This is a genomic window from Streptomyces sp. NPDC107471 (assembly GCF_055582845.1).
In genome coordinates this window covers 297,039-309,029 of sequence record NZ_JBVJPC010000004.1, presented here as the reverse complement: position 1 = coordinate 309,029, position 11,991 = coordinate 297,039, and the positions used below count along the sequence as shown (strand labels likewise).

General features: G+C 72.3%; 11 protein-coding genes. 5 read left to right on the top strand and 6 right to left on the bottom strand.

All coding sequences use genetic code 11. The features are described from left to right. Positions 1-59: 59 nt before the first annotated feature. The 6 genes from ACZ66S_RS15220 to ACZ66S_RS15195 form a co-directional block, all read right to left on the bottom strand. Positions 60-245 carry a hypothetical protein gene (locus ACZ66S_RS15220; RefSeq protein ID WP_469901980.1) on the bottom strand — a complete coding sequence of 62 codons (186 nt, stop codon included), beginning with the start codon at positions 243-245 and terminating at the stop codon, positions 60-62. Between the two features lie 67 nt (positions 246-312). Further along, positions 313-2,328, bottom strand: coding sequence for an AMP-binding protein (locus ACZ66S_RS15215; protein ID WP_469901979.1), 2,016 nt, complete (start codon positions 2,326-2,328; stop codon positions 313-315). A 131-nt stretch (positions 2,329-2,459) separates the two neighbouring features. Continuing rightward, positions 2,460-2,867: a peptide-methionine (R)-S-oxide reductase MsrB gene (gene msrB / locus ACZ66S_RS15210; protein WP_469901978.1), complete on the bottom strand. Its 408-nt coding sequence runs from the start codon at positions 2,865-2,867 to the stop codon at positions 2,460-2,462. A gap of 13 nt (positions 2,868-2,880) precedes the next feature. Beyond that, a complete protein-coding gene (gene murC, locus ACZ66S_RS15205) occupies positions 2,881-4,272 on the bottom strand; it encodes a UDP-N-acetylmuramate--L-alanine ligase (protein ID WP_469901977.1) in 1,392 nt (463 codons plus the stop codon). A 44-nt stretch (positions 4,273-4,316) separates the two neighbouring features. Beyond that, on the bottom strand, positions 4,317-4,790 hold the full coding sequence (locus tag ACZ66S_RS15200; protein WP_469901976.1) for an indole-3-glycerol phosphate synthase: 474 nt from the start codon (positions 4,788-4,790) through the stop codon (positions 4,317-4,319). Between the two features lie 152 nt (positions 4,791-4,942). Then, positions 4,943-5,740, bottom strand: a complete 798-nt coding sequence (locus ACZ66S_RS15195) for a pyrimidine reductase family protein (RefSeq protein WP_469901975.1) — start codon at positions 5,738-5,740, stop codon at positions 4,943-4,945. 37 nt (positions 5,741-5,777) lie between these two features. On the opposite strand from ACZ66S_RS15195, the gene zapE reads away from it, so the two are divergent. From zapE to ACZ66S_RS15170, 5 genes are all read left to right on the top strand, one after another. Beyond that, a complete protein-coding gene (gene zapE, locus ACZ66S_RS15190; RefSeq protein WP_469901974.1) occupies positions 5,778-6,878 on the top strand; it encodes a cell division protein ZapE in 1,101 nt (366 codons plus the stop codon). A gap of 694 nt (positions 6,879-7,572) precedes the next feature. Beyond that, entirely contained in the window at positions 7,573-8,151 is a 579-nt protein-coding gene (locus tag ACZ66S_RS15185) for a carbonic anhydrase (protein ID WP_469901973.1), read from the top strand. 5 nt (positions 8,152-8,156) lie between these two features. Next, positions 8,157-9,638 (top strand): SulP family inorganic anion transporter, encoded by a 1,482-nt coding sequence (locus ACZ66S_RS15180; protein ID WP_469901972.1) that lies wholly within the window; start codon positions 8,157-8,159, stop codon positions 9,636-9,638. A gap of 98 nt (positions 9,639-9,736) precedes the next feature. Continuing rightward, a complete protein-coding gene (locus ACZ66S_RS15175; protein ID WP_469901971.1) occupies positions 9,737-10,513 on the top strand; it encodes a slipin family protein in 777 nt (258 codons plus the stop codon). A gap of 100 nt (positions 10,514-10,613) precedes the next feature. After that, positions 10,614-11,981 (top strand): PhoX family protein, encoded by a 1,368-nt coding sequence (locus ACZ66S_RS15170; RefSeq protein ID WP_469901970.1) that lies wholly within the window; start codon positions 10,614-10,616, stop codon positions 11,979-11,981. The last annotated feature ends 10 nt before the right edge of the window (positions 11,982-11,991 follow it).

The window sequence follows — 11,991 nt, the reverse complement described above, 5'->3', positions numbered from 1 at the left end:
GCACAAGGCCGGTCGGGTGTGGTCGGTGCGGTGCGGGAGGTCGCTGCCGGGGTCGTCGATCACCTCGGTGCGGGGCGGGCGGGCAACGGCGTGAGCGCGTCGCACGGTTCGCGGACGCTGCTGCGAACCCCCGGCCCGTACGCCAGGTCCGGTGCGGCCGCGTCCCCGTCGGCGCCGGCCGACTCGGCCGTCAACTCCCGTGCGCGGGTGCGGAGTCCGACCTCCTCCCGCCGCCGACGAGCCACGGCGTCACGGTGCCGGGACGGACGCCCGCCGGTTCCTCCTCTTGGACCGCCCACGGTTCCTCGGTGATCACGTGGGAGTCGGCCCCGCCGATCCCGGACGACGAGAGGGCCTCCCGACGCGGCCGGTCCCGCTCCAGCGGCCGTAGAGCCGCTCGTCCAGGTGGGCGGCGACCGCGGCGGGCGTCGGGTGGTCCCAGACCAGGGTGGCCGGGAGCCGCAGCCCGGTCCGGAGACCGAGCCGGTGCCCCAGGGCCATCGCCCCCATGGAGGTGAGCCCGAGATCGGCGAAGGCGGCCTGGGGATCGATCGCGGCGGCATCGGTGACAGGCGCCTCGCACCCGGGGGCCGAGACTGCGACAGCGCGCGGAACACCGGGGGCGGACGCGCGCGGAACATCGGGGGCGGGCGGAACACCGTCGGCCGGCGTACCGCCCGCACCACCACCAGCGGCGTCGCCCGCCTCCCCGCCGACCCCGCTGATCGCCGCCACCTCCGCGCAGACCAGTTCCATCAGCGCTCCTCGCCGCTCCCCCGGTGTCCGGTCAGCGAGCCCGGTGAGGGTGTTCTCGGCCGGGCGGGTCGCGAGGCCCTCGCGCAGCACGGCCCGTCGCGGCTTGCCGGCCGCGGTGCGGGGGACGGCCGGGATGTACAGGACGTCCTCGGGCACCTTGTGCGCGGAGAGCACCTCGGCGCAGGCCCGCAGCAGTCCGCCCGTGTCCAGGGCCCGCTCCTGCGGTACGACGAACGCGACCGGGACCTCGCCGAGCAGCGGGTGCGGCCGCGCCACCACGGCCGCGTCCAGCACGCCGGGCAGCCCGCGCAGCACCTGCTCGACCTCGACCGGGTCGACGTTCTCCCCACCGCGTACGATCCGGTCGTTCACGCGCCCGGTGACGGTCAGATGCCCGTGCTCGCCCCACCGTCCCAGGTCGCCGGTGCGGTACCAGCCGTCGCCGTCCGTCCCGGCCCCGTCGCGGTAGCCGAGCATCACGCCGGGCCCGCGCACCCAGATCTCGCCCTCGGCACCCGCGGCCGCCGTCCCGGTCAGGGGCTCGACGAGCCGCACCTCCATGCCGGGCACCACCGCCCCGCTGCTGCCCCGCACCCGCGGTCCCGCCACCGCCTCCATCGCGATCTTGCCGCAGGTCTCGGTGCTGCCGTAGCCGTCGAGGAGCGGGGCCCCGAACCGCGCCTCGACCCGCTCCCGCAGCTCCGGGTCGCTCGGTGCCCCGGCGGTGACGCAGACCCGCAGCGAGGGCACCTCGCCGAGTCCGGCGTCGAGCAACTGCTGGTAGGTGAGCGGCACTCCGCCCAGGACGGTCGGCGCGAACTCCTCGATCAGCCGGACCAGCGCGGCCGGTTCCCGCGTCGTGGTGATCCGCGCGCCGGCGCCCGCCACGGTCGTACCGAGGACGCAGAGCGAGTGGGCGTAGGTGTGCGCGAGCGGCAGCGGCCACAGCAGCCGGTCGTCCGCCGAGAGTCCCAGGCGGGGCACGTAGCAGGCGACCGGCGACCAGAGCGCGGACCGCTGGCTCGCGACGGCGGCCCTGGGGGTGCCGGAGGTTCCGGAGGTGCAGAGCAGCCAGGCGGGTTCGTCCAGGCCGAGGTCGTCGGGGGGTGCGGGGCAGCGGCCGTCCGCCACGAGGTCGTCGAAGTGCTCGACTCCCTCGGGCACCGGCCCGTCCCCGGTCACCACGAGGCGCGGTGACCGCTCCCCGACCACGCTGGCGATCCGCGTCAACTGCCGCCGGTCCACGACGAGTACGTCCGGATCGCAGTCGGCGAGCAGCGCCGCGAGTTCGGCATGGGTCCCGCGCGGGCTCAGCGGCACCCCGACGGCGGCGGCCCGGACCGTGGCGAGCAGCCCCTCGACCAGTTCGACGCTGTTGTCGAGGCAGAACGCCACCCTGGCGCCCCGCGCCACCCCGAGGCGGCCCGCCAACCGCCGTGTCCGCAGCTCCAGTTCGGCCCAGCTCACCGCCCGCCGGTCGTCGGCGAAGGCGAGCTTCCCGCCGTGTCGCGAGGCGTTCTCGACCAGCAACTCGACCACGGGCCGGACCGCGGACTGTGCCCCGACGCGCATCGGGCCTCCCTCTGGATCACCGACTCCGCACCGTATCCCGCCCGCGCGCCCACCGCCGCATCGCAAGTGGGCGCCCGGCAGGCGGAGTTGGCGAAACCAGCCACCGAACCCGGTGAAGGGGGACCGATCCGTCAGTCCTCGTCCGCCGTCAACCGCAGCGAGATGCTGTTGATGCAGTACCGCTGGTCGGTGGGCGTCGGATACCCCTCGCCCTCGAAGACGTGCCCGAGGTGCGAGCCGCAGCGGGCGCAGCGCACCTCCGTGCGCACCATCCCGTGCGAGCTGTCCTCGATCAGTTCGACGGCGTCGGTGTCCTTCGGGTCGTAGAAGGACGGCCAGCCGCAGTGGGACTCGAACTTGGTGGTGGAGGTGAAGAGCTCGGCACCGCAGGCGCGGCAGGAGTACACGCCGGTGGTCTTGGTGTCGGTGTACTCACCGGTGAAGGCGGGTTCCGTGCCGGCCTGGCGGAGTACGGCGTACTCGGCCGGGCTCAGCTCCGCACGCCACTGCTCGTCCGGCTTTTCGACGTCGTACGACATGAAGCTCAGCCCCTTACTTCGCGAGACGGTCCAGGATCAGCGGGCCGAGGTCCGTCACGTCACCCGCGCCCATGGTGAGAACGAGATCACCGGCCTTCGCCATTCCCGCGACCACCTCCGGGACGTCCGCCTTGTCGTGGACCGGCGTCACGTCCGCGCCCGCGGCCCGCGCCGCCTCGATGATCAGCTCGCTCGTCACCCCCGGGATCGGGTCCTCGCGGGCCGGATAGATGTCCAGGACCAGCGAGCCGTCCGCGAGCGCGAGCGCGTCGCCCATCTCCTTGCCGAGCTCCTGCGTCCGCGAGAACAGGTGGGGCTGGAAGACGACGAGGATGCGGGCGTCACCGGCGGCCGCGCGCATGGCCTCCAGGTCCGCGGTCATCTCGGTGGGGTGGTGGGCGTAGGAGTCGATGACCTGCACGCCGGCCGCCTCGCCCTTGAGCTGGAGGCGCCGCTTGACGCCGGTGTACGCGGCCAGGGCGGGGGCCAGCTCCGCGGCGGGGATGCCGAGGGCCACGCCGGCGGCGAGGGCGGCGACCGCGTTGTGCGCGTAGTGGCGGCCGGGCACGGAGACCGCGAAGGTGAGCGGGGAGCCGTCCAGCTCGACGGTGACCTCGCTCCGCAGGCCCTGCGGGACGACCGAGAGCACCCGCACGTCGGCGTCCTCGGCGTCGCCGTACGTCACCACGCGCGCCCCGCTCGCCCCGACCCGCCGGGTCAGCTCCCGGGCGCCCTCGTGGTCCGCGTTGACGACCAGCGTGCCGCCCTCGACGATCCGGTCCACGAAGGTCTCGAAGGACTCGTAGATCTCGTCCATGGACGCGTAGTTGGCGTGGTGGTCGAGCTCGACGTTGAGGACGATCGCGACCTCGGGGGCGTACTTGTGGAAGCTGCGGTCCGATTCGTCCGCCTCGGCGACGAAGATCTCGCCCTCGCCGTGCAGGGCGTTGGAGCCGGGTGCGTCGAGGTCGCCGCCGATGGCGTACGAGGGCCTCAGGCCCAGCTCGGACAGGGAGACCGCCAGCATCGAGGTGGTCGTGGTCTTGCCGTGGGTCCCCGCGACCGCGATCGGCCGCAGGCCGTCCATCAGCGAGGCGAGGGCGTCGGACCGGTGCACGACGGGGATGCCGAGCTCGGCCGCGCGGGCCAGCTCGGGGTTGTCGGCCCGGATCGCCGACGAGACGACGACACAGGTGGCGTCGGTCGCCAGGTGCTCGGCCGCGTGCCCGATGTGCACGGTCGCGCCGAGCGCCCGCAGCGCCTGAGCGGTCTCCGAGTCCTTGGCGTCGCTGCCCGCCACCTTCGCCCCGCGCTGCGCGAGGATCTTCGCGATCCCCGACATCCCGGCCCCACCGATCCCGATGAAGTGCGGTCGGTCCATGGCGGTAGGAAGGCCGGGTGCCATGCGTGTGTCTCCCCAAGGTGGTGCGGTACGGATGCGGGGCCAGCCTATGCCTTGCTGTGCGAGAACAGCTTCAGCACCGGTACGCCCACCTTGTGCCGGGCCCGGGACGCCCAGTCCCGGTGAAAGAACTCCTCCACGTAGTGGGGGTCGGTCAGGACGATCACCTCGTCCGCGCCGATCTCGTCGACGAGCGACCTCAGCGCGTCCAGGGGGTGGTCCTCGATGAGCCGGCCCTCCGCCTCGCTCCCGGAGGCTCTGAGCGCCTGGAGGGAGACCTCCAGGGCCCGCTCCCCCACGCCCTTCGCGGCCTCGCCCTCGGGCGTCTCCCGCTCCCGCACGGCCTCGTCGAGCTCGCCCAGCGCCACGTCGTCGATGGCCCGCAGGAGCCGGTCGGCCTGGTCCCCGCGCGGCTGGAGCAGCACGTGGAACCCGACCGACTCATCACCGTGCAAAGTGGTGACGAACTCCACGTCGGCGGACGTCAGGGCCTTCTCGATCATCAAAACGCTTGTGAACACCGGGCGTCCCCTTCTCTGCCTCTGCGGAAACCATCCTGCCCCGTGATCGCACGGGTACTGCCGGATTCAGTGTGCCCGCCGGAAGTGAAACGGAACGACAGATTCCGCCGATGTCGGCCTCAGCGGTACCGATCGAACCCGCATCCGGGCGGTCAGGGCCTGCGATACCTGCTGAAGAGGAAACCGTCCTCCTCCAGCAGGGAGTCCAGTACGAACCGTGCCGGGACGGCCACCGACGGCCCCCCGGCGATCCGCTGCGCGTCGCCCGCGGTGAGCATCGGGGACACGGTCAGGCAGAGCTCGTCGAGCACCCCGGCGGCCACGAGCTGTCCGAGCAGCCGGGGGCCGCCCTCGGTCAGCAGCCGGGTGTGCCCCAGTTCGGCCAGCGCGCGCACGGCCCGCGCGGGGTCCACGCCGACCCCGTCCCCGGCGATCACCACCCGGGCCCCGGCCTTCTCGGCCGCGGCGATCCGGTCCGGGGCCGCCGCGGCGCCCGTGAGGATCAGGGTGGGCACCAGGGGCGAGGTGTACAGCGGGAGCGAGAAGTCCAGGTCCAGACTCGCGGTGACCACCGCGATCGCCGGCGCCGGGCCCTGCCCGGCCGCCTCCCTCACGGCCGCGAACTCGTCCCGCGCGCGTGCGGGCCGGTACCCCTCCTGCCGTACCGTTTCCGCACCGGCGATCACCACGTCCGCGAGCGCCCGCAGCGTCCCGAAGATCCGCATGTCGGTCGCGGTGGAGATGGGATGCGACCGGCCGTCGTGCTGGGCGGCCCCGTCCAGCGTGGCGACCATGTTGGCGCGCAGCCACACCTCGGGGGTCCCGGGGCCGGGGCCGAGCTCGGGATAGGCGTAGGCGGCGGCCAGCTCGGCGAGGCTCCAGTCCTGGCCGGCCTCTCCTCGCGGGGTCCGGATCGCTGTCTCGTCGGTCACAGGGAACAGGCGTCGCATGCCGTGCAGTCTGGCACGGCGCTTAGCATGGTGAACCGTGTCTACTTCCCCCGCCGCGTCCGGGTCCGGTTCGATGACCGGCACCGCCCCGCAGTCCCTGTGCGACCGCGAGCCGCACGTCCCCGCGGACCGGCTGGTCGCCGAGATGGTGCCGCCGCCGCGGTTCGACTCGGTGCGTTTCGACACCTACCTCCCGGACCCGAACCAGCCCAGCCAGACCGAGGCCGTCCGGGTCCTGGAGGGCTTCGCGGCCGGCCTCGGCGGCGCGCACGCGGTCGGCGGCGGCAGGCGCGGCCTCTTCGGGTTCGGCAGGCCAAAGGCCCCGAAGACCCCGGCCGGCCCCCGCGGCGTCTACCTCGACGGCGGCTACGGCGTCGGCAAGACCCACCTGCTCGCCTCCCTCTGGCACGCGACCCCCGCCGAGCCCTCCCTCAAGGCCTTCGGCACCTTCGTCGAGCTGACCAACCTGGTCGGCGCCCTCGGCTTCCAGAAGACGGTCCAGACCCTCTCCGGCCACCGCCTGCTGTGCATCGACGAGTTCGAGCTGGACGACCCGGGCGACACCGTCCTGGTCTCCACACTGCTCGGCAAGCTGGTCGACGCGGGTGTGGCGCTCGCGGCCACCTCCAACACCCTGCCGGGCAAGCTCGGCGAGGGCCGGTTCGCGGCCGTGGACTTCCTGCGCGAGATCCAGGGCCTCGCGGCGCACTTCCGCCCGCTGCGCATCGACGGCGAGGACTACCGCCACCGCGGGCTGCCCGAGGCGCCGGCGCCCTTCACCGACGAGCAGGTGACCCGGGCGGCGCACGCCACCGAGGGCGCCTCGCTGGACGACTTCCCGAGCCTGCTGGCGCACCTCGCCAAGGTCCACCCGAGCCGCTACGGCGCCCTGACCGGCGACCTCAGGGCGGTCTGCCTCACCCATGTGCAGCCGGTGCCGGACCAGTCGACGGCCCTGCGGCTCGTGGTGCTCGCGGACCGGCTCTACGACCGCGAGGTGCCGGTGCTGGCCTCCGGGCTGCCCTTCGACAAGCTGTTCAGCGACGAGATGCTCAACGGCGGCTACCGCAAGAAGTACTTCCGCGCGATATCCCGGCTGACCGCGCTGGCCCGCGACGCCAAGGGCCTCGTCGCGTAATCACGCGCGACATCGCACGTCAAGAGCCAGTTCGCGTCAGCGACCCGGCACGCTTCAGCCTCTCTTCAGCCGGAAACGCTAAGTTAACCCAGCAAACAACTTTGCCAGGCTAAGGTGTTTCTTGACCAAGCGTTGACCAGCGTTTGATCAGGACTAGAAGTGTGAACTGCCGAGAGGGGGGCGCATGTTCCGAGGTGCGACGGCACGGACCCTGATCGCGGTCCTCACCGCCGCCCTTCTGGCGCTCCCGTTCTTCGTCCCCTCCGGGGGATTCGCAACCGCGCACACAGGCCGTCAAGCTGAGGCCAAAGCTCAGACCGGAACCAAGCTCTCCGGCAAGGCATCCCGCGCCGAAGCCTCCGGTAAACGCCACTGCAACCACGTCGGGGACCCGACCGGTCCCCTGCGCACCCGTGACCGGCACCGAGCCGTCGACTTCGCCCCTCAGGGGCCCGAGCGTCCCCTGTCGGCCGAGGAGCCGGCGGCCGTGCCCGAGCGGGTGGCAGCGGGCGGGTTCACCCTGTCGAGAACCTCGACAGCCCACGCTCCGGCGGCACTTCAGGTTTTCCGCTGCTGACGGCAGAGCAGTCAGTCCCCCACCTCTGTTCCCCCACCTGTCATGTCAACCGACGCGCCCTTCGGCGCGCCTGGTAAGCCCGACGCGCCCCCACGGCGCGCCAGGAGGAGTCACCACATGCAGCCCCTCATCGACAACGCCCGTACGTTCGGACAGCGCCCTGAGGAGTTCGCCAAGCTGGCCGAAGGCCAGTCCCCCCAGGTTCTGTTCATCACCTGCTCGGATTCCCGGGTCGTTCCGGCCCTGATCACGGGCGCCCGACCGGGCGAGCTCTTCGAGCTGCGCACCGCGGGCAACATCGTTCCCCCCTACGCCTCGCAGCACCCCACCAGCGAGGCGGCCACCATCGAGTACGCCGTGGAGGTGCTGGGCGTCCGCGACATCGTGGTCTGCGGGCACTCGCACTGCGGTGCCGTCGGCGCCCTCGTGCGCGGCGACGACCTGGACGCCGTCCCGGCCGTGCGCGACTGGCTCAACCACGCCACCCCGCGCCCGGCCGGCACCACCGAGGACCCGGAAGTGGCCGAGGGCGTGCAGAGCCACGTCCTGGCCCAGGTGCTGCGCCTGCGGTCCTACCCGTTCATCGACAAGAAGCTGGCGGAGGAGCAACTGACCCTGCACGCCTGGTACTACGAGGTGCACACGGGCGCGGTGCGCGCCCACCGGGCCGAGACCGACGCGTTCGAGGGCCTGTGATCGGGATGATGACCAAATACCCTCACCTGCGGCAGGACTTCGCCGCCTCCCTGGTCGTCTTCCTGGTCGCGCTCCCGCTCTGCGTGGGCGTGGCCGTCGCCTCCGGCGTCCCGGCCGAACTCGGCCTCGTCACCGGCATAGTCGGCGGCATCGTCACCGGCCTGATGCGGGGCAGCAGCCTCCAGGTCTCCGGCCCCGCGGCCGGTCTGACCGTCCTGGTCTTCGAGGCGGTGAACGAGTTCGGGCTGCCCGCGCTCGGCGTCGTCGTGCTGGCCGCCGGACTGATCCAGCTCGCGATGGGCGCCCTGAAACTGGGGCGCTGGTTCCGGGCGATATCCGTCTCGGTCGTCGAGGGCATGCTGGCCGGTATCGGTCTCGTGATCATCGCGGGCCAGCTCTACTCGGCGGCCGGTCTGAAGGCGCCCGCCTCCGGACTCGACAAGATCATCGGGCTGCCCGGCGCCGTCGTCGACGCGCTCGGCAGCACCACGGCACTCGCCTCGCTCGCCGTCGGGGCGGGCACCGTCGCGGTGCTCGTGCTGTGGAAGCGGCTCCCGCGGAAGGTGCGGACGGTGCCGGGCGCGCTCGCCGCGGTCCTGCTGGCCACCCTGGTCACCCAGGTCCTCGGCCTGTCGGTCGCCACCGTCGAGGTGAACGGCCTGCTGGCGTCCGTCCAGCCGCCCGGCACGGACGCCTTCGGCGAACTGGCCGACCCGGCCATCTTCGGCACCATCATCGCCTTCACCCTGATCGCCTCCGCCGAGAGCCTGTTCAGCGCCGCGGCCGTGGACCGGCTGCACGACGGTCCGCGCACCGAGTACGACAAGGAACTCATGGCCCAGGGCGTGGGCAACACCGTGTGCGGCGCGCTCGGCGCCCTGCCCATGACCGCGGTCATCGTGCGCAGCTCCGCCAACGTCCAGGCAGGCGCGCGGACCAAGGCGTCCCGGGTCATGCACGGCGTGTGGCTGCTGCTGTTCGCGGCCCTGCTGCCCTCGACGCTGGCGCTGATCCCGCTGCCCGCGCTCGCCGGCATCCTGGTCCACGCGGGCTTCAAGCTGATCCCCTTCCGGGAGGTCGTGACGCTGTGGCGCGGCCACCGCGGTGAGGCGCTGATCCTGGTGGCCACGGCCGTCTCGATCGTCGCGGTGAACATGTTCGAGGGCGTCCTGATCGGTCTGGCCCTGTCGGTCGCCAAGACCGCCTGGGAGGCCTCGCACCTCAAGCTGGAGATCGTCGACAAGGGCGCGGGCCCCATCCAGGCCCACCTGTCGGGCAACGCGACCTTCCTCAGGCTGCCGAAGATCCTCGACAGCCTGGAGTCGCTGCCCCAGGACCGTCCCGTGGAGCTGGACCTCTCCGGTCTGCACCACCTGGACCACGCCTGCCGTACGGCCCTGGAGAACTGGGCCGAGCGGCACAGCGCGGTCGGCACGGAACCCGTGCGGGTCACCGCGCCCACGCCGGCGAAGGCCACCGCCCCGTAACACCCCCCGCCCGGTCCGGGGCCGTCGTGGCCCCGGACCGGGCACCGGGCATATCGTTACAGGACCAGACAAACGGACCTCTGGACGAGGAGGTCGCCATGCTCCAGGAAGTGTTGACGGCGGCCGTGGCAGCCGGTGCCGCGGGGGTCGTCTACCTCACCGCGGCGGCCCGGGTCGTGAAGCAGTACGAGCGCGGGGTGGTGTTCCGCCTCGGCCGTCTCGCGGGCGAGGTGCGCGAGCCCGGGTTCACGGCGATCGTGCCGTTCGTGGACCGGCTGCACAAGGTGAACATGCAGATCGTCACGCTGCCGGTGCCGGCCCAGGAGGGCATCACCCGGGACAACGTGACCGTGCGCGTGGACGCGGTCGTCTACTTCCGGGTCGTCGACGCGGCGAGCGCCCTGGTGAAGGTCGAGGACTACAAGTTCGCGGTCTCCCAGATGGCCCAGACCTCGCTGCGCTCGATCATCGGCAAGAGCGAGCTGGACGACCTGCTCTCCAACCGCGAGAAACTCAACGAGGGCCTGGAGCTGATGATCGACAGCCCGGCCGTCGGCTGGGGCGTGCAGGTGGACCGCGTCGAGATCAAGGACGTGTCGCTGCCGGACGCGATGAAGCGGTCGATGGCCCGGCAGGCCGAGGCCGACCGTGAGCGGCGGGCCCGGATCATCAACGCCGACGCCGAGCTCCAGGCCTCCAAGAAGCTCGCGGAGGCCGCCAAGGAGATGTCCGAGCAGCCCGCGGCGCTCCAACTCCGGCTGCTCCAGACCGTCGTGGCGGTGGCCGCCGAGAAGAACTCGACGCTCGTCCTGCCCTTCCCGGTGGAGCTGCTGCGCTTCCTGGAGCGGGCGCAGGAGCACCCGACCGGGACCTGACGGGCCGGGACACGCTACGCGCGTGGTTCCCGCGGGCCGACCCAGGTGATAGACACAGCGACGTCACAGTCCTGTCCGCCAGCAGGAAGGTTGCTTCGCCATGTCCGCAACACGACGTCAGGTCCTGGCCCGTACCGGCGCCCTGGGCGTGGGCATCGCCTTCACCGGCGCCCTCTCCGAACTCTTCGTCGGCACCGCCGCCGCCCAGTCCCTCGGCCACACCGGCTACGGCCCTCTCGTCCCGGACCCCAACGGCCTGCTGGACCTGCCGAAGGGCTTCCGCTACAAGGTCCTCTCCCGCGAGGGCGACCAGCTCCGCTCCGGCGAGGGCAAGGTCCCCTCCAACCACGACGGCATGACCGCCCTGCCGGGCAGACACGGCCGCGTCCACCTGGTCCGCAACCACGAGAACCGCCCCACTGCGGCCATCGCCGTGCCCACGGTCGAGGGTCTGACCTACGACCCGGCGGGCAAGGGCGGCTGTACGGCCCTGACGCTGGACTCCCGCAACAACGTGCTGTCGGAGCGGGTCGCCATCGCCGGCACCGCCGTCAACTGCGCGGGCGGGCCCACCCCTTGGGGCACCTGGCTGACCTGCGAGGAGACCGAGGACAAGGCCGGCACCAACGGCTACACCAAGGACCACGGCTTCATCTTCGAGGTCGATCCGACGGACCCGCACCGCAGCGGCGCGGTCCCGCTGACCGCGATGGGCCGCTTCCAGCACGAGGCCATCGCGATCGACCCGAAGCGCGGCATCGTCTACGAGACCGAGGACGCCTTCCTCAAGCCCTTCGGCCTCTTCTACCGCTTCCTGCCCCACCGGCCCGAGGGTGGCCTCGGGTCGCTGCGCGCGGGCGGCCGGCTCCAGGCGATGCGGGTGCCCGGCGTACCGGACCTGTCCCTCATCCAGGAGACCGGAGCCTGCTTCGAGGGGATCGAGTGGGTCGACGTACCGGACCCGCTGGCCACCGAAACCCCCGTCCGGCTCCAGGACTTCGGGCCGAAGGGCATCACGCACGCCCAGAAGCTGGAGGGCTGCTACTGGGGCGGGAAGTCCGTCTACTTCGTCTCGTCGTTCGCGCACAGCGCCGAGGGCTCGGCCGCCGACCACTTCGGGCAGATCTGGCGCTACGACCCCTCGGCGCGCCGGCTCACCCTGGTGATCGTCTTCGGCCCGGACACCGATGTGCAACTGCCCGGCGAGTCCCCGGACAACATCTGCCTCGCGCCGAGCGGCGGCCTGATGGTGTGCGAGGACGGCAGCGGCGCCCAGCACGTCTTCGGCGTTACCCGGCACGGCGAGGTCTACGCGATGGCCCGCGGCCGGCAGAACATCGGCACGCCCGAGGCGCCGGAGTGGGGCGAGTTCGCCGGCGTCACCTTCTCCCCCGACGGGCAGACGATGTACGTCAACTGCTACACGCCCGGGACGACCTTCGCGGTGACGGGACCCTGGCGCAGGTAGCCGCCCTCCA